Consider the following 23562-nt stretch of genomic DNA (forward strand, 5'->3'; position numbering starts at 1 on the left):
GCGGCTGCGCCGCGGTCCGTCCCCCTCGACGGATCGCGGCGCAGCGGTTCTGGGGGTGTCAGGCAGGGTGGCCCGGGTGGGTCACAGCTGCTGCCAGAGGGCGGGGACGATCGGCGGTTCCCAGCCGACCTGGGCGGTGTGGCCCTGGATGCAGCGGTAGCTGACGCCGTTGTAGGTGACGACGTCGCCGGCCTGGTAGGTGGTGCCGGGGGTCCAGGCGTTGCCGGGGTCGGGGGTTCCGCTGCCGACGACCAGGGTGAAGCTGGTGGTGTGGGTGGCGGAGCCGGTTCCGGTGACGGTGATGCTGTAGGTGCCGGCCGCCGTGTTGGTGGCGGTGGCGACGGTCATGGTGGCGGAGGCGCCGGACTGGACGGAGGAGGGGTTGAAGGAGACGGTGACGCCGGCCGGGGCGCCGGAGGCGGTCAGGTTGACCGTCTGGGCGGAGCCGGAGGTGGTGGCGGTGGCGACGGTGGCCGTGGCGGAGGCGCCGGGCTTGACGGTGGCGGTGGCCGGGTTCACCGAGACGGAGAAGTCGTTGGCCGGGGTGGTGCCGCCGACCGAGGTCTTCCAGATGGTGTAGGCCACGCCGTTGGCGTTGCGCTTGAGCACGGTGGCGTCGACGTTGGAGGTGGTGTCGCAGGACTGGTGGTAGCAGGAGTCGTAGGACTGCCCGGCCGAGCCGCCCCACTTGGCGGCCTGCGCGGAGGTCTTGACGGCGCTGGCGCCGGCCGCGTAGCCGGAGGTCGGGACGCCGGCCTGCTGGAAGGAGTAGTCGTCGGAGCGGCCCACGCCCTCGACGTTCTCCTCGGGTTGGAGGTTGAGCGAGTCCCAGTAGGCCTTCATCGGCGCGGAGGCCGCGGCGGTGAGGTTGTTGATGAAGTAGCCGGCGTTGGGCGAGCCGACCATGTCGAAGTTGTAGTAGGCCTTGATCGCGGAGCGCTGGGTGGAGCCCAGCTGGCCGACGTAGTACTGGGAGCCCTGGAGGCCCTGCTCCTCACCGGTCCACCAGGCGAAGCGGACGTGCCGGGTGAGGGTGGGGTTCTGCTGGGCGAGCGCGAGGGCGTTCTCCAGCAGGACGGCGGAGCCGGAGCCGTTGTCGTTGATGCCGGGGCCGGCCGAGACGCTGTCCAGGTGGGCGCCGAGCATGGTGACCTGGTCGGACGGGCCGCCGGGCCAGTCGGCGACCAGGTTGTTGGACTGGTAGGTGCAGGAGGTGCAGGTCTGCTCGCTGACCTGGAAGCCGGCCGCCTGGAGCTTGCCCTTGATGTACGCCAGGGACTGGCTGTGGCCGGCGCTGCCCGCCCGGCGGTTGCCGCCGTTCTGGTTGGCGATGGTGTTCAGCTGGGCCAGGTCGGCCTGGATCTTGGCCACGTCGATGTCCGGCGCGGGGCCGCCGGGCGTGCCGCCGCCGCCGACGGTCAGGGTGTACTGGGCGGTGTGGGTGGCCGCGCCGGCGGTGCCGGTCACGGTGATTACGTAGGTGCCGGCGGGGGCGCCGGAGGAGGCGGCCAGGGTCAGCGTCGCGGACCCGCCGGTCTGCACGGAGGACGGGCTGACCGTCGCGGTGACCCCGGTCGGGGCGCCGGTGGCCGTCAGGTTGACGGTCTGCGCGGTGCCGGAGGTGACGGCGGTGGAGACCGTCGCGGTGGTCGACGAGCCGGGTTGGACGGAGCCGGCGGCCGGGCCGAGCGCGAGCGAGAAGTCGTTGTTGCCGGACGGCGTGCAGGTCGGGTCACCGCTCTGCGCGGGCACGCTGACGGCGTCCCAGGCGGCCTTGGTGCGGTTGAAGAAGGTGCAGCTCGGGTCGAGGTTCTTGGCCGCGGTCAGGGTGGTGGTGCGGTACCGCTTGTAGGTCATGCCGCTGGTCTTGAGCAGCATGCCGCCGTACCAGACCTGGCCGGCCTGCTTGACGCCGATGCCGGTGACGCTGGAGTTGTTGCAGGTCGGGCTGGTGGGCTTGCCGCCGCCCGGGTTGGAGCCGTTGGACAGCAGGTAGAACCAGTGGTTCAGCGGTCCGGCGGCCGCGTGCACCTCGGTGCTCGGGATCGAGGAGGAGTAGCAGTTCGGGTCGTTGTTGACCAGCGAGGGCTGGTAGAGGTTGCGGATCGGGCCCTGGCCGACCAGGTTGATCACGCGGCCGACCTGGTAGTCGGGGTAGTCGTACGGCGCGGGCTCGTTGTTGTACTCCTTGGTGAGCGCGCCGAAGATGTCGCCGGTGCCCTCGCCGAGGCCGTTCTCGTTGTTGGCGCCGCCGGGGGTGTACTGGTCGATGCCGTGGCCGAACTCGTGGCCGACGACGTCCTGGGCGGCTATCCACTCGCCGGCCTGGTTGTGGCCGATCGAGACGGAGCTGCCGTCCCAGTAGGCGTTGACGTCGTTGAGGCCCATCTTGATCGGCCAGCTGCCGCCGTTGCCGTCGTGGCCGTTGCGGCCGAGCCAGTCGCGGAGCATGTCCCATTCCTTCTGGGCCGCCCACATGGCGTCGCCGCAGCCGGTCTCCCGGCTGGACGGGTTGCCGTTGCCCCAGGAGTCGGAGGACTTGGTGAACACCTGGCCGGTGTCGTTGTCGGAGCAGGACAGGCCGGGCCGGCTCGGGTCGCGCAGCGCGTACGAGCCGCCGGAGTTGGTGGTGCTGATGGTCAGCGGGCCGGGGCCGTTCCACTTGCTGTTGACGGTGCCGGCCTCGACGTCGTCGTAGCTGTCGACGACCTCGCCGGTGGCGGCGTCGACGAAGACGTGCAGGTGGCTGGGCGCGGTCTCGGTGCGGCCCTTGAGCACGGTCTCCCAGGCGAGCCGGCCGGCGCCGTCCTTGACCCGGACGACCAGGCGGCGGGACTCGACCTGGTCGACGACCGGCAGCTTGGTCCGCGCGGTCTTCTCCGCGTTCGCCGCGCTGATCTGCGGGGTGATGGAGCCGCCGACCGGCCCGGTGGCGGCCGACTGGAGGCCGCGCACGGTGCCCTTGCCGTCGGCGAGCACCACGGCGTCGCCGCCGACCACGGGCAGGCCGCGGTAACTGCGCTCGTACGAGACCGAGTAGAGGCCGTTCAGCCAGGGGGTGACGGCCTTGCGCTCGTAGGTCTCGCCCGGTCCCTTGGCCAGGGCGTCGGTGCCGGCCGCGGCGGCCGCGTCGGCGGCGTTCACGGCGGCGGCCAGGGCGCTGGGCGGCGCGGGGGAGGGGGTGGGCGCGGCGGTGGCCGCCCCGGCGGTGGCGCCGATCAGGCCGGCCAGTACGGTCAGGGTGGTCGCCGTGGTGAGCAACCGTCCTGGGGAAACTCTGCGTTGCATCGAGGCTCCTCGCGAGTGGGGGTCCTCGACCGCGGACGGGAAAGGCTGGTGGGCGCACCGCGGGCCGCTTCTGGGGGACGGCCGTGCGGGCCGTCCGCGCTCGGGTGCCCGAACACTCACATGGCGTCATGCCCGGGTCAATGGCTGGTGCAGGCTCTGCATAGGGTTGGCAAATTCCGTCAAGGTGCGGCTGCCGTTTCGCGTCAAGCTGGGCTTTCCTCTCAGTGGTTGAGACCACCTCATGTACGGGAGGGGAGCCATCGAGTACCGTCCTCCTCGTCGGACTCGTCCCAGGGCCCCGCGTCGGGGGCGTACAGGGGGAGGACAGCCGTGTACCGGAACCGTTCGGCCCCGGCCTCGCCACCGGACGTCCAGCAGGCGGGCGCCTGGCGGGAGTTCGGCGCCCGGCTGCGGCACTGGCGGCGCCGGGCCGGACTCACCCAGGCGCAGCTCGGCGCGGGGATCGGCTACGACCACACCGCGGTCAGCAAGATCGAGCACGGCTCCCGCCGGGTCGCCCCCAGGATGGCCGAGCGGATCGACGAACTCCTGAATGCTGGCGGGGAGTTGGTGGCCGCCTGTCTGCGCGCCGAGACCGCCGGACTGCCGCTGTCGGCCCCCTTCGCCCCTGGCCTGCTCCGGCCGCCGCTGCCCGGCGGGGTGCCGGACGGGGTGCCGGTCGGGCCCGGGTCCGCCGCCGTGCCCACTCCCGTCGAACCGGTCCTGCTCGCCCCGGCCCGACTGCCGGACTACGGACTGCTCTGCCCGCTGCACGACGCCGAGGGCTGCGCCGTCCCGCCGCCGGGGGAACTCGCGCTCCTGTGCGAGGAGTTCCGTGCCGCCGACCCGGCCACCGCGCCGCCGCTGGACGCCGCCACCGCGCACGCCCTGGCCGGGCTGCTCGCCGCCCAGCTGCGGGCCGGCGAGACCGGCGCCCTGGCCGGGCTGGTCGCCGCCGTCGAACGCACCCTGCACGTGGTGCTCGCCCGGCTGGCCGTCGCCCCCGCCGCCCAGCGCCGCCCGCTGGCCCGGCTGGCCGCCGAACACGCCCACGCCGCCGGGGCCCTGCGGATGCAGGGCGGCCGCAACGCCACCGCCATGGCCTGCTTCGACCGGGCGCTCACCTGGGCCGGGCTGGCCGGGGACCGGGCCACCCAGGTCGGCACGCTCAGCGACCTCAGCATCCTGGCCCGGCTGGACGGCGATCCGGTGGCCGCGCTCGGCTACGCCCGGGAGATCGACCGGGTCGCGCCCGGGCGGCCCTGGGCCGGGGCGATGGGCCGGATCAGCCGGGCCCGGGCCCGGGCCCTGACAGGGGACGTGCGCGGCACCGTCCGCGACATCGCGCTGGCCCGGGCGCACCTGGAGCACATCGACGCCCGGGACGAGGCGGACGTGCCGTGGCTGTCCATCGCCTCGATGCGGCTGCGGGTGGAGTCCGCCGCGGCCGCCGCGCTGCGCGACCTCGCCGCCGCGGTGGACGATCCCCGGCTGGCCCGGCGGGCGCTGGCGGCCACCGAGACCGCGCTCGGCCTGCTCGGGCCGACCCAGCTGCCGTCCAGTCGGCTGCTGTTCACCGTCCGGGCGGCCGACTGCCACGCCTGCGCGCACGATCCGCGCACGGCCGTGGACCTGCTGGCGCCCGCCCTGGAGTCGGTGCCGGTGGCCGCGCTGCCCGCGCTGGTCGGGCACGAGCTGCGCGGCCTGCGCGAGCGCCTCGCGCGGTACGGGCCGCGGACCGCCGACCGGTTGGCGGAGCTGGCCGGCTCCTGAGCCCCCGCCGGCCCGCTCTCGGACGCTCCTGTCGGCCCCTGATCGCCCGCTCCCGCCGGACCCCGGCCCCCGGCCCGTCGGCCCCCGACGTGCGGTGGGCGTCGGAGGGGGCGTGGGCGCCGGACCGTACGGGAATCGCGCGCGCCGCGCTCCGGCCTGACCCGACCCACCCTCGAATGCGCCCTCTTCACGCCGCCGATTTGTCAACTTCGTGTGCGGATCTTCCTCCGATCGGGTTATTCATGGCGTTAACACGTCGAATGACTGACCCCGCCTGCGCCTCCCGCTAGAGTCTCTGACGTTTCCATTCGTTAGTCCGCGAAGAACTAGGGGGAGCGTGCTGTCAGCCATCGCACGCCGGCTCGCCCATCCGCTGCTGCTCCTGGGGGTGCTGTGCACTGCCGTCGCGACACTGTGCTTCCACTGGGTGCCCGACCAGGTCTCCCCGCTCGTGCTGATCGCCGTCATCTGCTACCTGGCGGTGCTGGAGCGGGTGATCCCGTACCGGACCGACTGGCACCCGAGCGGGCGTGAACTGCGGTGGTACGGCGTGTACTTCGTGCTGAGCATGGTGGGCGGCGGGCTGGCCCAGGGGCTGGTGACCACCTTGGTGGTGGCGCTCGGTCCGGCCCGTCCGGCGCTGCCGTTCGCGCTGGAGATCCCGCTCGCCCTGCTGATCGGCTCGCTCGGGGACTACCTGGTGCACCGCTGGTCGCACCGCAACCGCTGGCTCTGGCGACTGCACGGCGTGCACCACGTGCCGGACAAGGTGAACGTCGCCAACAACGGCGTCAACCATTTCCTGGACGTGCTGTTCGCCCAGTCCGTGGTCCAACTCCTGCTGGCGATGATCGGATTCTCGGCGGATTCGGTGTTCGTGGTCGGAATATTCGTGATGGCGCAGGGGTATTTCGTTCACGCCAACATCGACGTCCGGATCGGCTGGCTCGGCCACGTCCTGGCCGGCCCGGAACTCCACCGCCTGCACCACAGCACCGACCTCGCCGAAGCCGGCCACTACGCCTCCGACCTGTCGCTGTGGGACCACGTGTTCGGGAGCTTCACCTGGCGGCCCGGGCGGATCCCGGAAGCGGTCGGCCTCACCGACCCGGCCGCGTTCCCGACCACCGGAGAGCTCGGCGCCACCCTGCTGCACCCCTGGCGCCGGATGAAGACCACCGAGCAGTCCGCCTGACCCCAACGGCCCCCCGCGTCACCGCTCGTCGACCTCCCGCCCCGTTCCCACCCGCCCCCGTTCCCGCCCCGTTCCGACCCGCCCCCGTTCCGACCGGTCCCCGGGCAGCCGCCCCGCCCGTGCCCCGTGCCGTCCCCGCCACCACCCTCGGATTGGACCATGACCACCTCGCCCTTCGCCGTGCCCTGCGAACGGATCGCGATCACCGGCATCGGCTGCCGCCTGCCGGGACACGCCAACGACCACCGGACCTACTGGCGCAACCTGATCGAGGGCCGGGACTGTCTCACCGACACCCCCGCCGACCGGTACGACACCGGCACCCTGGGCAGCCGTGACCGTGCCAAGCCGGGGCGGCTGATCGGCGGCCGGGGCGGCTACATCGACGGCTTCGACACTTTCGACCCGGCCTTCTTCGGGATCAGCCCCCGCGAGGCCGCCCACATGGACCCGCAGCAGCGCAAGCTCCTGGAGGTGAGCTGGGAGGCGCTGGAGGACGGCGGGCTGCGCCCCGGCGCGCTGGCCGGGCGGGACGTCGGCGTCTACATGGGCGCCTTCACGCTGGACTGGAAGATCCTCCAGTTCGCCGACCTGGACTTCACCACCATCGCCGCGCACACCGCCACCGGCACCATGATGACGATGGTGTCCAACCGGATCTCGCACTGCTTCGACTTCCGCGGCCCCAGCGTCTCGATCGACACCGCGTGCAGCTCCTCCCTGGTCGCGGTCCACCTGGCCTGCCAGAGCCTGCTCCGCGGCGAGACCGAACTCGCCCTGGCCGGCGGCGCCCTGCTGCACATGGCGCCGCAGTACACGATCGCCGAGACCAAGGGCGGCTTCCTCTCCGCCGACGGCCGCTCGCGCGCCTTCGACGCCGCCGCCGACGGCTACGTGCGGGCCGAGGGGGTCGGTGTGGTGGTGCTCAAGCGGCTCTCCGACGCGCTGCGCGACGGCGACCCGGTGCACGCCGTGATCCTCGGCAGCGGCGTCAACCAGGACGGCCGCACCAACGGCATCACCGTCCCCAGCGCGGACGCCCAGGCCGCCCTGATCGAACGGGTCTGCGCCGGAGCCGGGGTGCTGCCCGGCAGCCTCCAGTACGTCGAGGCGCACGGCACCTCCACCCCGGTCGGCGACCCGATCGAGGCGGCCGCGCTCGGCCGGGTGCTCGGCATCGGGCGCCGCGAGGGGGAGCGCTGCTACGTCGGCTCGGTGAAGACCAACATCGGGCACACCGAGGCCGCCGCCGGGGTCGCCGGACTGATCAAGACCGCGCTCGCCCTGCGGCACCGCCGGATCCCGCCGCACCTCAACCTGGAGCGGCCCAACCCGGCCATCGACCTGGCCGCGCTGCCCTTCGACATCCCGACCGCCCCGGTCGACTGGCCCGAGCACCAGGGGCCGGCCCGGGCCGGCGTCAACTCCTTCGGCTTCGGCGGCACCAACGCCCACGTCCTGCTGGAGGAACCGCCGCCGCCCGCCCCGGTCGCCCCCGCCCGGCGACCGGCCGTCACGGTGCTGCCGTTGAGCACCCGGGACGCCGCCGGACTGCCCGAACTCGCCGCCGCCGTACGGCAGGAGATCGCCGCCGGGGCCTGCCCGGCGGACCTCGGCCACACCCTGGCGCACCGCCGCGAGCACCTGCCCGAGCGGCTCGCCGTGGTGCACACCGGGCCCGCCGACCTGGCCGAGGCGCTGGCCGCCCACGAACGCGGCGAGGACCACCCCCGGGTCGTCCGGGGCCTGGCCCGGGAGCGTCAACAGCGCCGACTGGCCTGGGTGTTCACCGGCATGGGCCCGCAGTGGTGGGGGATGGGCCGGGGCCTGTACGAGAGCGAGCCGGTCTACCGGGAGGCCGTCCGGGCGGTGGACGCCGAGATCCGCGTCCAGGCCGGCTGGTCCCTGCTGGACGAACTCGGCCGGGACGAGGCCGACTCCCGGATGGCCGCGACCTGGCTCGCCCAGCCCGCCAACTTCGCCGTCCAGCTGGGGCTCTCGGCGCTCTGGCGCAGCCACGGCGTGCACCCCGACGCGGTGGTGGGCCACAGCACCGGGGAGGTCGCCGCCTTCCACGAGGCCGGGGTCTACGACCTGGCCGACGCCGTCCGGGTGGTGCTCGCCCGCAGCTCGCTCCAGCAGCGGCTGGCCGGGACGGGCTCGATGCTCGCCGTCGGCCTGCCGGAGGCCGAGGCGGAGCGTCGGATCCGCCCGTACCGCGACCGGGTCTCGCTCGGCGCCGTCAACAGCCCCTCCGCGGTGACCCTCGCCGGGGACACCGAGGCGCTGCGCGAACTCGCCGCCGCGCTCGAAGGGCAGGGCGTCTTCGCCCGCCTCCTGGACGTCGAAGTGCCCTACCACAGCGTGCGGATGGACCCGATCCGGGCCGAACTCACCGCCGCCCTGGCCGGGATCAGGCCGCAGCGGGCCCGGCTGCCGCTCCACCTCACCGCCCGCGAGGGGCTCGCCCTGGGGCCCGAGCTGGACGCCGGGTACTGGTGGCACAACGTCCGCCACCCGGTGCGCTTCCGGGCCGCCGTCGAGCGGATGGCCGAGGACGGGCACCGGCTCTTCCTGGAGATCGGCCCGCACCCCGTGCTCGGCCACGCGATCCGCGAGTGCGCCGAGCAGGCGCACACCCTGCCGTCGATCCGCCGGCAGCAGGACGAACCCGAGCGCGTCGCCCGGACCTTGGCCGAACTCCACACCCTCGGCGTCGAGTTGGACTGGCACGCGCTGCACCCGGCCGGGCGCCCGGTGCCGCTGCCCGGCTACCCGTGGCGGCGCGAGCGCCACTGGACCGAGCCGAAGCCGGTCGAGCAGGTCCGGCTCGGGCAGCTCGACCACCCGCTGCTCGGCCGCCGCACCGCCGCCGCCCAGCCCACCTGGACCACCGCGCTCGACCCCGAGCGGCTGCCCTACCTGGACGACCACCGGATCGAGGGCCGGGCGGTCTTCCCCGCCGCCGGGTACCTGGAGATGGCCGCCCAGGCCGTCCGCGCGCTGACCGGCGGCAGCCAGGTCGTGCTGGCCGAGGTCGAACTGCACCGGGCGCTGTTCCTCTCCGACACCGAACCCGTGCCCGTCCAGCTCGGCTACGCCCCCGAGGACGCCCGCTTCACCATCGCCGCCACCCCGGCCGGCGGCGAACCCACCGTGCACGCCGGCGGCCGGGTCCGCACCGGCCAGCGCCGCTCCTACGGCCCCGCCGCCGACCTCGACGCGCTGCGCGAACGCGGGCAGCACCTCGACGGCCCGGACTGCTACCGGCGGCTGGCCGAGCGCGGCTACGACTACGGGCCGGCCTTCCGCGCCGTCGCCGAGGTCTGGGCCGGGCCCGGCGAGGCGCTCGCCCGGATCCGCCCCACCGAGCGGCTCGGCCCCGGCGCCGCCGACCACCACCTCCACCCGGTGCTGCTCGACGCCTGCTTCCAGACCCTGCTCACCACCCGGCTGCACGCTCCCGGGGACGGCAGCGTCCGGCTGCCCGTCTCGATCGAGGAGGTCCGGCTCGACGCCATCGGCGACCGCCCGATCTGGGCGCACGCCACCGTCACCCGGGAGAGCACCGAGGAACTCGTCGGCGACCTCGCCCTGTACGCCGAGGACGGCACCCCGCTCGGGCGGATCACCGGCTTCAAGGTCGCCGACGTCGCCCGGGCGGCCGCCTCGGTCGGCCTGGCCACCATCGACGGCTGGCTCACCGAACTCGCCTGGCAGGACGCCCCGGCCGCGCCGCACGACGCCCCCACCGGCGACCTGCTGCTGTTCGCCGACGCCGGCGGCCTCGCCGAACGGCTGGCCGCCCTGGCCGCCGGGCGCGGCGCCCGCTGCCACCTCGTCCGGCCCGGCCCCTCGTACGCCACCGGGGACGGCGGGACGACCGTACGGCCCGACTCCGCCGAGGACCTCCAGCGGCTGTTCGCCGAGCTGGACCCGGCCCACCGGACCGTCGTCCACCTGTGGAACCTCGACCTGCCCGCCCTGGACGCCCTCGACCCCGGCGACCCCGGGCAGCTCGACCGGCTCGCCACCCACGGCGCCTACTCGCTGATCACCCTCGCCCGGGCCCTGGCCGCCGCCCGCCCCGACGGCCGGCTGCACATCGTCACCCGCGGCACCCAGGCCACCGGCCCGCAGGACCGGGTCGAACCGCTCGGCGCCCCCGCCTGGGGCATCGGCCGGGTGCTCTGGCAACAGGAACTCGTCGCCCAGCGCGGCAGCCTGATCGACCTGGACCCGGCCCGGCCGGCCGCCGACCAGGCCGCGGCCCTGCTCGCCGAACTCGCCGACCCGGTCGCCGCCCGCCCGGGCGACCACGCGGGCGACCGCCCGGCCGAGGCCGAACAGGAACTCGCCCTGCGGGCCGGCCGCCGGCTCACCAGTCGGCTGCGCCCCGCCGAGGGCCTCACCCGGCCGCTGCCGCCGGTGCTGCGCCCGGACGGCTGCTACCTGGTCACCGGCGGGCTCGGCGCGCTCGGCCGGCTGCTCTGCCGCACCCTGGTGCGGCGCGGCGCCCGGCGGCTGGTCCTGGTCGGCCGCACCGCCCTGCCGCCGCGCGCCGACTGGCACGCCGTCGACCCCGCGACACCCGCCGGGGAGCGGATCGCCTTCCTGCGCGAACTGGAGGCGCTCGGCGCCGAACCGCTGCTCGCCACCGTGGACGTCACCGACGGACCGGCCCTCGCGGCCTGGCTCGCCGACCACCGCCGCCGCCAACTCCCGCCCATCCGGGGGGTGTTCCACCTCGCCGGACAGGTCAGGGACACCCTGCTGGCGCAGATGGACCGGCCCGCCTTCGACGCCGGGTACGCCCCCAAGGTGGCCGGCGCCCACCTGCTGCACCGGCTGCTCGCCGACGAACCGCTCGACCACTTCGTGCTGTTCGCCTCCGTCGCCTCGCTGCTCACCACCGCCGGACAGACCAACTACGCGGCCGGCAACGCCTTCCTGGACGCCCTCGCCCACCACCGCCGGGCCCAGGGCCGGCCCGCGCTCAGCCTGGACTGGGGCCCCTGGGCCACCGGCATGATCGAGGAACTCGGCCTGGTCGCCCACTACCGCGACGCCCGCGGCATGAGCTCGCTGCCCCCCGAGGCCGGCACCGCCGTCCTGGAACGCGTCCTCGGGCAGGACCGTGCCCAGCTGCTGGTCGCCACCGTCGTCGACTGGCCCACCTTCCTCGCCTGGTACCCCGCCCCGCCGCCGCTGGTCGCCGAGCTCGCGGCCGGCGCCGCCGCACAGGCCCCGGCCGAGACCGGCGGCTTCCTGGACGGCTACCGCGCCGCCGACCCGCAGGCCCGCCGACAGCTGGTCGCCGAACGGTTCGGCGCGGCCGCCGCCGCCGTGCTGCGCACCGCCGTCGAGCGGATCACCCCGGACACCAGACTCGGCGCCCACGGCCTGGACTCGCTGCTCGCCATGGAGCTGCGGGCCCGGATGCACGGCGAACTCGGCGTCGCCCTCCCGGTGGTGGCGCTGCTCAGCAACGGCAGCGTGGCCGACCTGGTCGAGCTGCTCACCGCCGGCCTGGCCGAGCAGCTCGCCGCCGAGGGCGGCCCGCAGCAGGCCGAGGTCGAACTCCACACCGACGAGGCTCGCTACCCGCTCACCCACAACCAGCAGGCCCTGTGGTTCCTGCGCCAGCTCCACCCGGACGGCTTCGCGTACAACATCGGCGGCGCGGTCGAGGTGCGCGCCGAACTCGACCCGGACCTGATGTTCACCGCCTTCGCCTTCCTGGTCGCCCGGCACCCCGGACTGCGCGCGGCCTTCACCGCCGAGCAGGGCCGCCCCGTCCAGCGGATCCGCGCCGAAGCCGTCGCCGACACCGCGCTGTTCGACGTCGAGGGCCGCCCCTGGGAGGAGATCCACGCGCTGATCGTCCGCGAGTACCGCCGGCCGTACGACCTGGCCGAGGACCCGCTGGTGCGGCTGCGGCTGTTCCGGCGCGGCCCGGACCGCTGGGTGCTGATGAAGGCCGTGCACCACATCGTCTCGGACGCGATCTCCACCTTCACCTTCATCGAGGAGCTGTTCGAGGTCTACCAGGCGCTGCGCCGCGGCCGCACCCCCGAACTGCCCCCGGTGGCCGCCCGCTACCTGGACTTCCTCAACCACCAGAACCGCTTCCTGGCCGGGCCGCAGGCGCAGCGGATGCTCGACTACTGGCGCGGCCACCTGCCCGCCGGGATGCCGGTGCTGGCCCTGCCCACCGACAAGCCCCGCCCGGCCGTGCAGACCCACAACGGGGCCTCCGAGTTCTTCCGGATCGACGAGGAACTGACCGCCCGGGTGCACGAGTTGGCCCGGGCGAACGACGCCACCCCGTTCATGGTGCTGCTCGGCGCCTACTACCTGCTGCTGCACCGGTGGTCCGGCCAGCCGGACATCGTGGTCGGCAGTCCCGTCACCGGCCGCACCCAGGAGGAGTTCGCCTCCGTCTACGGCTACTTCGTCAACCCGCTGCCGCTGCACGTGAGCCTGGCCGGGGAGCCGACCGTCACCGAACTGCTGGCCCGGGTGCGGGAGAGCGTCCTCGGCGGGCTGGACAACCAGGAGTACCCCTTCCCGCTGCTGGTCGAGCGGCTCGGCCTCCAGCACGACCCGAGCCGCTCCGCGGTGTTCCAGGCGATGTTCATCCTGCTCACCCACAAGGTCGCCGTGGAGCGCTTCGGCTACCGCCTGGAGTACATCGAACTGCCCGAGGAGGAGGGGCAGTTCGACCTCACCCTGTCCGCCTACGAGGACCGCGCGGACAACTGCTTCCACTGCGTGTTCAAGTACAACTCCGACCTCTTCGAACCCGGCACCGTCCAGCGCCTCGCCGCCCACTACCGCAATCTGCTGGACGCCATGACCCGGGCCCCGGCGGGCGAGCCGGTCGGCCGGCTGCGGATCCTGGACGAGGCCGAACGGCGGCTCGTGCTGGAGGAGTTCAGCGGCGCCGGACGGCGGATCGACCACGACGTGCCGCTGCCCGAGCTGATCGCCAAGGCCGCCGCCGAGCACCCGGAGGCCGTAGCGGTGGTCGTCCCCGGCCGGGACGGCGTCCGGCGGCTGAGCTACGGAGAACTGGACCGGCGCTCCCAGCGCGCCGCCGCCCGGCTGCGCGAACTCGGCGCCGGTGAGGGCTCGGTGGTCGCGGTCTGCCTGGACAAGTCACCCGAGCTGGTCACCACCCTGCTGGCGGTCTGGCGGGCCGGCGCCGCCTACCTGCCGCTCGACCCCGGGCACCCGGCCGACCGGCTGGCGCACCAGCTGGCCGACGCCGGCGCGACCCTGGTCGTGGTCGACGAACGGCACCGGGAGGCGGTCGACCTGCCCGCCCGGCCGGTCACCCCGGCCGACCTGGACCGGCCCGCGGCCGCCGCCGGGCCGCTGCCCGCCGCCGACCCGGACCGGCCCGCGTACCTGATCCACACCTCCGGCTCCACCGGGCGGCCCAAGGGCGTCCTGGTCCAGCACCGCCAGCTGGCCGCCGCCACGGCGGGCTGGCGGGCCGAGTACCGCCTGGACACCGAGGCCCGGGTGCACCTCCAGATGGCCGGCACCGCCTTCGACGTGTTCACCGGCGACCTCGCCCGGGCCCTCGGCACCGGCGGCACGCTCGTCCTGGTCGACCGCGAGCTGCTCTTCGACACCGCCCGGCTGTACCGGGTGATGCGCGAAGAGGCCGTGGACTGCGGCGAGTTCGTCCCCGCCGTGGCCCGCGCCCTGCTGGCGCACTGCGAACGCGACGGCCTGCGGCTGGACTTCCTGCGGCTGCTGGTGGTCGGCTCCGACTCCTGGAAGGCCGCCGAACACCACCGGCTGCGCGCCCTGTGCGGCCCGGCCACCCGGCTGGTCAACTCCTACGGCCTGACCGAGGCCACCGTGGACAGCAGCTACTACGAGGGTGACGCCGAGGAACTGGAACCCGGCCGGATGGTCCCGATCGGGCGGCCCTTCCCGAACAGCGCGCTGTACGTCCTGGACCGCTACGGCGAGCCCGTCCCGGCCGGGGTGCCCGGCGAACTGTGGATCGGTGGCGCGGGCGTCGCGGCCGGCTACCCGAACGACCCGGTCCAGACCGAGCAGCGGTTCCGGGTCATGGACCTGGACGGCACGCCCCGGCGGCTCTACCGCACCGGCGACCTCGGCCGCTGGGACACCGCCGGCACCGCCCACCTGCTCGGCCGGATCGACAACCAGGTCAAGGTGCGCGGCCACCGGATCGAGCCGGGCGAGATCGAGGCCCACCTCACCGCCCGGCCCGAGGTCGCCGAGGCCTGCGTGACGGTCAGCCGGGACGGCGCGGGCGAACCCGCCCTGGCCGCCTACCTGGTGCCCGCCGAGGGCGTCACGCTGGACCGCCGCGAACTGCGCCGCCACCTCGCCGAGCACCTGCCCACCGTGATGATCCCCTCCTACCTCACCGCACTGCCCGCCCTGCCGCTCACCCCGAACGGCAAGGTCGACCTCGCCGCCCTGCCCGAGCCCGCCGCCGACACCGGCGGCGCGCGCCACGAACCGCCCGTCACCCTCTACGAGCAGCGGGTCGCCGCACACTGGCAGCAGCTGCTCGGGGTGCCCGAAGTCGGCCTCCAGCACGACTTCTTCGAGCTCGGCGGCAGCTCCATCCGACTGATCGAGCTGATCCACCACCTCCGGACCGAGTTCAACATCAGCATCCCGGTCGGCCTGCTGTTCAAGGTCACCACCCTGCACGGCATGGCCCGCACGGTCGAGCAGATCATCACCGGCGAGGTGGCCGGCGGGCAGCCCCACCTGTGGTTCAACACCGAAGCGCCCGAGGGCCGTACGGTCTTCTGCTTCCCGCCCGCGGGCGGCCACGGACTGGTCTACCGGCAGCTCGCCGCCGCCCTGCCCGGCCACCGGATCGCCGCCTTCAACTACCTGACCGGCGACGACAAGACCGAGCGCTACGCCGACCTCGTCGAGGAACTGCACCCGGCCGGACCGTACCGGCTGCTCGGCTACTCGCTCGGCGGCAATCTCGCCTTCGAGGTGGCCAAGGAGCTGGAGCGGCGCGGGCGCGCGGTCGAATCGGTACTGCTGGTGGACGCCTACCGGGTCCTGGACGCCTTCGACCTGGGGGAGGAGCACGTGGCCGTGTTCGAGCGGGAGCTCCAGGACCACCTGCACCGCCACACCGGCTCCCGGATCGTCGCCCAGGAGACCCTGCACCAGGCCAGGGACTACCTGGAGTTCTGCAGCAGGACCCCCAACACCGGCACCGTCCGGGCCCGGCTGGACGTGGTCTGCGAGCGCGACCGGCTCGCCGTCCACACCGGCGGCGAACCCGGCTCCTGGCACGGCGCCTCCACCACCGGAACCGCCGTGCATGCCGGGCACGGCAGCCACGCCGAGATGCTGGACGGCGAGTTCGCCGCCCGCAACGCCGAACTGGCCGCCACCGTCCTGGCGGGAGGCACCGCCGATGGCCGCCGCTGACCGCGGGCCGCACTGGCCCCGCCGGGGGCGGACCGCCGCAGGCCCGCCCCGGGTGATCGTGATCGGGGCCGGCCTGGCCGGCCTCGCCACCGGCTGCTACGCGCAGATGAGCGGGCTGGAGACCCGGATCCTGGAGAAGCACGTGCTGCCCGGCGGCTGCTGCACCGCGTGGTCCCGGCAGGGCTACCTCTTCGACTACTGCATCGACTGGCTGATCGGCACCGCCGAGGGCACCGGCGCCCACCAGGTCTGGAGCGAACTCGGCGCCCTGGACGGCAAGTCGGTGACCCACTTCGACACCTTCAACCGGGTCGTCGACGAACACGGCCGGGCCGTCACCTTCCACACCGACCCGGACCGGCTGGAGGCCCACCTGCTGGCCCTCGCCCCCGGCGACGCCGCGCCGATCCGCGCCTTCTGCCGCGACCTGCGCCGCTTCGTCGCCCTCGACCTGCCCTGGGACCTCACCCCGCCGCCGCTGCGCAGCACCGCCGAACGGCTGCGCACCCTGCGCACCGTGCTGCCCGCCTTCCGGCTGTTCTGGCGCACCGCGGCCACCCCGATGAGCCGCTTCGCCGAACGCTTCCAGGACCCCTTGCTGCGCCGGGCCTTCCCCACCATGTTCCTCCAGGAGCCGGCCGGCTTCCCGCTGCTGCCCTACCTCTACACCCTGGCGGCCGCCCACACCGGCAACGCGGGCTTCCCCCAGGGCGGTTCGCTCGGGCTGGCCCGCTCGGTGGAGCAGCGGTACACCCGGCTCGGCGGAGTGATCGACTACCGCTGCCGGGTGGACCGGATCCTGATCGAGGACGACCGCGCCGTCGGCGTCGAACTGCGCGACGGCACCCGGTACTTCGCCGACCACGTGGTGGCCGCCTGCGACGGGCCGACGGTGCTGGACCGGCTGCTGCGCGGCCGCTACTCCAGCCCCGTCACCGACCGGCTGTACGGCGAGCTGCTGGAGAAGCCCGGCAACCTCTACCCGGCGGTGGTCTCCGCCTTCGTCGGGCTGGACGGGCCGCTGCCGGCGGGCGAACCGCACTGCACCACCTACCTGTTGGGCCCGGCCGACGCCGCCCGGCTGCCCGGCTCGCTCCAGCAGAGCCTGGTGGTGCAGCTGCGCTCGAACTACGCGGAGGGCTTCGCCCCGCCCGGCAAGTCCGTCCTGCACTGCACCTACTTCAGCGACTACCGGTCCTGGAAGGAGCTGCGCAACCGCGACCGCCGCGCCTACCGGGCACGCAAGCAGGAAGTCGCCGCGTTCGTCCGGGAGTTCCTGGACCGCGTCCACCCCGGGATCGGCGCCCGGATCGAACTGGTCGACGTCGCCTCGCCGGTGACCACCGAGCGGTTCACCGGCAACACCCGCGGCAGCATCCTCGCCTGGCAGGCCTTCTCCGAGGCCGAGGACACCGCCAACCGCCTGGTCAACCGGGACCGGATGCGACTGCCCGGCCTCGCCGGCTTCTCCATGGCCGGCCAGTGGGCCTCGCTGGGCGGACTGATCCGGGCCGCCACCAGCGGCCGGTACGCCGCCCAGTACCTCTGCCAGGAACTCGGCCGACCGTTCCGGGCCTGGCCCAGCGAGGACCGCGAACCCTGGCACCCGGGCAAGTGGGGCCGGCTGCCGCAACTCGACCGGGCCACCGTCGGAGCACCGGACCGGGGAGCGGGCGAATGAGCGGCAGGCAGAGCATGGTCATCATCGGCGGCGGCCTCGGCGGCCTGTCCACCGGCTGCTACGCGCAGATGAACGGCTACCGCAGCCAGGTCCTGGAGATGCACGAACTGCCCGGCGGCTGCTGCACCGCCTGGGACCGCGGCGAGTTCACCTTCGACTGCTGCGTCAGCTGGCTGCTGGGCAGCGGTCCGGGCAACGAGATGCACCGGATCTGGCTCGAACTCGGCGCCCTCCAGGGCAAGCGGATGCGCAACTTCGACGTGTTCAACGTGGTGCGCACCCGGGACGGCCGGGCGGTGCGCTTCTACTCCGACCCGGACCGGCTGGAAGCCCACCTGCTGGACCTCGCGCCCGAGGACGCCCGGCAGATCCGGCAGTTCTGCGCGGGCCTGCGCAAGTTCCGCCTGGCGCTGACCCGTTACCCCTTCCTCAAGCCGGTCGGGCTGATGGGCCGGTGGGAGCGCTGGCGGATGCTCGCCTCCTTCCTGCCGTACGTCAACGTGATCCGGCGCTCCATCTCGGTGCTGATGAGCGACTACTCGGCGCGGTTCCGCAGCCCGCTGCTGCGCGAGGCGTTCAACTTCGTGCTGTACGAGAAGCACCCCAACTTCCCGGTGCTGCCGACGTACTTCCAACTCGCCTCGCACGCCGGGCAGTCCGCCGGGGTGCCGGAGGGCGGCTCGCTGGGGCTGGCGCGCTCGGTCGAGCAGCGCTACCGGCGGCTCGGCGGGGAGATCACGTACAACGCCAAGGTCACCGAGATCCTGGTCGAGCGGGACACCGCCGTCGGGGTGCGGCTGAGCGACGGGCGGGAGGTGCGGGCGGACGTCGTGGTGGCCGCCTGCGACGGCCGCACCACCATGCTCGACCTGCTCAAGGGCCGCTACCTGAACGACACCTACCGCCGGCTGTACACGAAGACGCTGACCGAGCCGGGCATGGTCTTCCCCGGCTACCTCACCGTCTTCCTCGGCCTGCGCACGCCGTTCCCGGCGGGCGACCCGTGCAGCACCTACCTGCTGGAGGAGGAGTTCGCGGCGCGGCTCACCGGCATCCGGCACCCCAGCATCAACATCCAGTTCCGCAGCCGGCACTACCCCGAGCTGTCGCCCGCCGGGACCACCGTCGTCTACGCCAGCTACTTCTGCGACATCGCGCCCTGGCGCGCCCTGAGCACCGGCCCCGAACAGGCCGTCCGGCAGCGGCGCGGCGAGGAGCTGCACACCCTGCCGGTCGGCCGGGGCCGGGAGTACCAGCGGGAGAAGCGCCGGGTGCGGGACGCCGTCATCGAGTTCCTGGACGGCCACCACCCCGGGCTGCGGGAGGCGGTGGCCGTCAAGGACGTCTCCACCCCGCTCACCCAGGTCCGCTACACCGGCAACTACGACGGCACGGTGCTCGGCTGGCAGCCCTTCGTGGAGGGCGGGGAGACCCTGGAGGAGGAGATCAAGCGCAACGGCCCCGGGCTGCCCGGCCTGGCCAACTTCTACCTCTCCGGCGTCTGGGCGACCACCGGCGGGCTGATCCGCGCGGCCGCCGCCGGCCGGCACGTCGTCCAGTTCATCTGCCGCGACGACGGCCGGCCGTTCACCGCGGAGGTGGACGACCACGCTCCGCCGCCCACCCTGATCACCGACCCGGTCGGCCCCGACGACCGGCAGTTTGGAGTCACCTCGTGAGCCAGTCCGTGAACGAATCCGTGAGGACCGCGGCGTCCGTGCTGACCGCCGGGAAGGTGCGGATCGAGAAGTGGGTCGTCCGCGCGCACGTGGACGGGGTGCCGGACGTCGACCGGATGTACGAGAAGGTCGTCGAGGAGGTGGACGTCCGGCTCGCCGAGGACGAGATGCTGCTGCGCACGCGCTGGGTGTCGGTCGACCCGTACCTCCAGGGCATCGCGCTGGACACCCCGGTCGGCGACCACATGGGCGCCGACTCGATCATGGAGGTGGTGCGGGCCGGACCCGCCGCGCGGTTCGCCGTCGGGGACCTGGTGCAGGGCTTCGGCGGCTGGCGCAGCCACGTGATCGGCAACGGCGCGTCCTGGCTCTGGCAGACCGGCACCTTCCCGATGGTCTTCCCGGCCTTCCGGCGGCTGGACCGCGCCGACTACGACGAGCAGCTGCCGGTCACCACCGCGCTCGGCCTGCTCGGCGGCCCCGGGATGGCCGCCTGGGGGACGGTGGAGAAGTTCCTGGACGTGCGCCCCGGGCTGACGGTGCTGGTCAGCGGGGCCAGCGGCGCGGTCGGCTCGGTGGTCGGCCAGCTCGCCCGGCACCGCGGCGCCCGGGTGATCGGCACCACCGCGACCCCGGCGAAGGCCGCCCGGCTACGGGAGCTGGGCTTCGACGCGGTGCTGGAGTACCGCGACGGGGACGACCCGGAGCGGCTGGCCAAGGAACTCGCCCAGCTCGCCCCGGACGGCATCGACCGCTACTTCGACAGCCTCGGCGGCACGCTCACCGACACCGTCTTCGGGATGCTCTCGGTGGACAGCCGGGTCGCGGTCTGCTGGCAGTGGGGCAGCCAGGTCGGCGGGGCCTGGGCGGGCCCCCGGCTGCTGCCGATGATCATGTTCCCGCGCACCGTGATCCGCGGCATCTTCGCGCTGGAGTGGTTCACCGAGGAGAACTGGGCCGCGCTGCGCCGGGACCTCGGCGCCCTGGTCCGCAGCGGGGAACTGCGCTACCAGCAGACCGTCCACCGGGGCTTCGACAGCATCCCGGCCGCCTACCGCAGCCTGTACGTCGACCGCTCGGCGAGCCGGGGGAAGGTGCTGGTCGAGCTGTGAGCGGAGCCGGAAGGGCCCCTCGGCCTGGCGGGGCCGAGGGGCCGGTCTGCGGGGTCGGGGGTGCAGGCCTGACGGTCTGCGGGCCCCGGGTCAGCCCAGGGTGAACCAGGTGCTGCGGGACTTCTTCCACTCCGGGTGGGTGAGGTCCTTGGCGTCCGTGCCGTCGCCGTAGAGGTCGGCGGAGCCGTTGTCGGTGATCAGCTGGACGCGAGCGCCCGGGGCGTCGAGGTCCGGCAGGTCCGGGGCGGCCTCCCAGGCGCCGGCGTCGCTGGTGGGCAGGTCGAGCAGCTTGACCGGCTTGGAGCCCGGCCGGCCGTCCCAGCGGTAGAGCGCGTACGGGGCGGAGTTGTCCTCGGCCGCCCAGGAGCCCGCCACGATCACGTACTGGCCGAGGGCGTTGCGGCGCAGGTCGCGAACGGACAGCCCGCCGAGGTCCAGCTCGATCGGCTCGCCGACGGTCGCGTGGGTGCCCGAACCGCCGAACAGGGACGAGAAGTTGGTGACCGGCACGAGCAGGGCCCGGCCGCCGGTGACCGCCGGGGTGAGCGGGGCGCGGAAGCCGACGTACGCCGTGGTGGAGCTGCCCGGGGCGAACTCCAGGCCCTCGACGTTGAACCCGTCGACCTGCTTGGGCGCCTGGCCCTCGGCGGCGCCGGCCGCGAAGCCGTAGCGGTCGCCGTGGGCGCTGTCCCACGCGATCAGGTCGTCGCGCAGCCCCTGGTAGGAGCCGGTCAGCGACAGCTGGGTGTCGGCGCCGGAGCCGGTCACCCTGGTGGTGAACAGGGTGTGCCGGTCGGGCTTGACCTTGCCGTCCTTGTTGTTGCCCAGCGAACCCGTCCAGTAGATCGTGTCGCCGACCCGCGCGGCGGCCTCGATGTCGATCTCCTTGCTGACGCCGAGCGCCGAGCTGAAGTCCCAGCTGCGCACCGGGGCACCGGAGTTGTTGCGGTCGTAGAGCCGCAGGGTGTTGGACTCGTCGTCGCCGACCAGGACGTAGCCGCCGCCCGCGTCCACGGCGGCCGAGGCGTCGCTGGAACCGGTCAGGTAGCGGCTCGCGGCGGAGTCGCGGACAGCGGCCGAGGCGGCGTAGTGCAGGGTGCGGGTGGCGGTCTTGCCGCCCAGGCCGGTCACCTTGACGGTCAGGTCGGTGTAGCCGACGCCCTGGGCGGCGACCGCCAGGGTGCGGGCGGCGCCGCCGCCGGTCACCGTCACGTCGCCGGTCCGGGCCACCGAGGCCTTGGTGCTGGCCGAGGCCGCGACCGTCAGCGCCGAGGCGGGGGCACCGCTCTGGGCGACCGTGACGCCCACCGTCGGGTCGCCGGTGGCGCCCACCGCGCCGGACAGGTAGCCGGCCGAGAAGGTGATCGTCGGAGTGCCGTACGAGGCGGCCGCGGAGGGCACCGCCGGGAGGGCGAGCACCGGGACCGCCGCGACGGCGACGGCCAGCGGCAGCAGACGGCGGGGGGAAAGGAGCACGGGACTACCCTTCGACGCGGGGGAGTTGGTGCGGGGACGGTGGGGCGGAGCAAGCCTGCTGTGCGTGGGCGAACGCCGACCCTACGTCAGCGAACGTCCCGACGAACAGCAGGCTTCCGGCCTTGCTCGTCCGGACTTCGTTCCCCCGTGTGCTAGCCGGTGATCCCGGCGGTGCGCAGCCGGCGCTCGACCTCCTCCCAGGTCGGGGTGACCGGGGCGGTCGGGCGGCTGCCCATGCCCTTGTCCTTGAACCCGCTGGAGGTGGAGACGCAGACCACCGGACCGTCCGCCGGGGCCTCGGCGCCGAGGCTGCGCAGCCCCGCCAGGCCGGCCGCCGCGGACAGCTCGGTCCACAGCCCGGCCCGGGACAGCTCCCGCTGGGCGTCGGCGAGTTGGCGGTCGTCGACGGTCAGCGCGGCGCCGCCGCTCCCGGTCACCGCCAGCACGCCCCGGTAGCCGCTCACCGGGGAGGCGATCGAGTACGCGTTGCTCCGGCCGACCGTCACGTGCGCGGCCGGGGCGCCCTCGGCGATCGCCCGGTGCAGCGGGCCGGAGGCCGCCGACTCGCAGGCGTGGATCCGCGGCACCCGGTCGGCCAGGCCCAGCCGGCGCAGCTCGGTGAAGCCCTTCCAGACGCCGTAGAGCAGTTCGCCGTACCCGGTGGGGACGAACACCGCGCTCGGCACGCCGACGTCCTGGAAGATCTCGTACGCGACGGTCTTGTAGCCCTCGGGGCCGAAGGCGTGGCCGGTGTGGGTGGTCGTCAGGTTGCTGACCGGGTGCAGGCCGAAGCGCTCCACCACCTGGCGCAGCAGCGGCCAGCGGGACTCCCACGGGACGGGCAGCACCACGGCGCCGTAGGCGTTGAGGAAGGCGTCCACGGCGGGCGGGGTGTCCGGGCCGGTGAACACCACGCAGGGCAGCCCGGCGCGGGCGGCGTACGCGGCGGCCGAGGCGCCGTGGTTGCCCGAGGAGGCCACCGCGATGCCGGGCGCGCCGACGCCGACGGCGGCGCTGGTGGTGCAGCGGTTCAGCCGGTCCTTGTGGCTCCAGGTCGGGTTGCGGGACTCGTCCTTGACGTACACGCCCGGCCCGAGCTCCACCAGCGGGGTGGCGCCCTCGCCGAGGCCGGGGGCGAGCAGCGGGGGCAGCAGCGGGGCCCAGCGCTCCAGGCCGGCGCGGGCCCGCACGGGCGCGAACAGGGCGGCCGGGTCGGCCTTGTCGTAGGCGTAGTCGACCTCGACGGGGTAGGAGACGTCCTCCGTGCTGGTGCGCGGGCAGCCCGAGGTCAGCGGGGGCCAGAGGGGGTAGTCGAGGGTGGGGTCGCCGAGCGAGCGCTGGCCGGTTGCGAGGGAGTCGGAGGTTGCCATGTAAGTAGCCTAGGTGGGCTTCGGGTGCTACCGGGCGGGTTTTTGAATCTTGTTCGGCGGGGGACACTGACGGGGATGTCCGAGGATGTCCGAGGACGGACAACGGGCGGAGCGAGGGGAGCGGGATGGACAGCGGGATACGGGCGATGGTCGACGCGGTCGACGAGGCGCGGCGGCAGCTGCGGGAGAACGCGCTGCCGAAGGCGAAGGACCGGGGGCGGGACAAGGTCCCGGCGGTGGAGGCCGCCGTGATGCTCGGGGAGCTCGCCGACCTGGTGGAGGTCACGGGGGAGCTGGCGGCGGCCCTCTCCGACCGGATGGCCACGCACGAGAGCCCCGAGTTCTACCGGCTGGCGGGAGTCCGGCTCAGGGACGAGGCGGGCCACCTGCGGGAGGCCGAGCAGAGGGTCGCCAAGCGGGTCGGCTGAGGGGGCGAGCGGCCGCCCGGGGGCCGGCGGGGGCCCCCCCCCCCCCCCCGGCGGGGGGGGCGGGGGGGGGGCCGGGGGGCCCGCCGGGGGGGGGGGCGGCCGGG

The 23562-nt window shown here is 74.2% G+C and carries 10 protein-coding genes; 7 read left to right on the plus strand and 3 right to left on the minus strand.

Features of this window, described 5'->3' with window-relative positions; translation table 11 throughout:
- Positions 1-81: 81 nt before the first annotated feature.
- The gene (locus tag ACFY2K_RS40865; protein ID WP_380640498.1) at positions 82-3288 is read right to left on the minus strand and encodes a M28 family peptidase; all 3207 of its coding nucleotides are present in this window, start codon (positions 3286-3288) and stop codon (positions 82-84) included.
- Positions 3289-3618: 330 nt separating this feature from the next.
- Here ACFY2K_RS40865 and ACFY2K_RS40870 point away from each other — a divergent pair, with 330 nt between their 5' ends.
- The 6 genes from ACFY2K_RS40870 (at position 3619) to ACFY2K_RS40895 (ending at position 20184) form a co-directional block, all read left to right on the plus strand.
- Positions 3619-5061 (plus strand): helix-turn-helix domain-containing protein, encoded by a 1443-nt coding sequence (locus ACFY2K_RS40870; RefSeq protein ID WP_387717801.1) that lies wholly within the window; start codon positions 3619-3621, stop codon positions 5059-5061.
- 337 nt (positions 5062-5398) lie between these two features.
- Entirely contained in the window at positions 5399-6256 is an 858-nt protein-coding gene (locus ACFY2K_RS40875; RefSeq protein WP_387717804.1) for a sterol desaturase family protein, read from the plus strand.
- 159 nt (positions 6257-6415) lie between these two features.
- Positions 6416-15712 carry an amino acid adenylation domain-containing protein gene (locus ACFY2K_RS40880; protein ID WP_387717807.1) on the plus strand — a complete coding sequence of 3099 codons (9297 nt, stop codon included), beginning with the start codon at positions 6416-6418 and terminating at the stop codon, positions 15710-15712.
- Complete coding sequence (locus ACFY2K_RS40885) at positions 15699-17393, plus strand: phytoene desaturase family protein (RefSeq protein ID WP_387717810.1); 1695 nt, start codon at positions 15699-15701, stop codon at positions 17391-17393. Before ACFY2K_RS40880 ends, ACFY2K_RS40885 begins: the two co-directional genes overlap by 14 nt.
- Positions 17394-17407: 14 nt before the next feature.
- Positions 17408-19072, plus strand: coding sequence for a phytoene desaturase family protein (locus ACFY2K_RS40890; protein WP_375894451.1), 1665 nt, complete (start codon positions 17408-17410; stop codon positions 19070-19072).
- 56 nt (positions 19073-19128) lie between these two features.
- The gene (locus ACFY2K_RS40895; protein ID WP_375894453.1) at positions 19129-20184 is read left to right on the plus strand and encodes a zinc-binding dehydrogenase; all 1056 of its coding nucleotides are present in this window, start codon (positions 19129-19131) and stop codon (positions 20182-20184) included.
- A 90-nt stretch (positions 20185-20274) separates the two neighbouring features.
- Here ACFY2K_RS40895 and ACFY2K_RS40900 read toward each other — a convergent pair whose 3' ends face one another.
- Together ACFY2K_RS40900 and ACFY2K_RS40905 are read right to left on the minus strand one after the other, a co-directional pair.
- Positions 20275-21630: a hypothetical protein gene (locus ACFY2K_RS40900; protein WP_387717821.1), complete on the minus strand. Its 1356-nt coding sequence runs from the start codon at positions 21628-21630 to the stop codon at positions 20275-20277.
- A 182-nt stretch (positions 21631-21812) separates the two neighbouring features.
- The gene (locus tag ACFY2K_RS40905; protein ID WP_380529284.1) at positions 21813-23030 is read right to left on the minus strand and encodes a pyridoxal-phosphate dependent enzyme; all 1218 of its coding nucleotides are present in this window, start codon (positions 23028-23030) and stop codon (positions 21813-21815) included.
- A gap of 125 nt (positions 23031-23155) precedes the next feature.
- Between ACFY2K_RS40905 and ACFY2K_RS40910 the strand changes: the two genes are divergently transcribed.
- Positions 23156-23458: a hypothetical protein gene (locus tag ACFY2K_RS40910; RefSeq protein WP_380529286.1), complete on the plus strand. Its 303-nt coding sequence runs from the start codon at positions 23156-23158 to the stop codon at positions 23456-23458.
- The last annotated feature ends 104 nt before the right edge of the window (positions 23459-23562 follow it).

It is taken from the genome of Kitasatospora sp. NPDC001309 (assembly GCF_042896295.1).
Taxonomy (GTDB): domain Bacteria; phylum Actinomycetota; class Actinomycetes; order Streptomycetales; family Streptomycetaceae; genus Kitasatospora.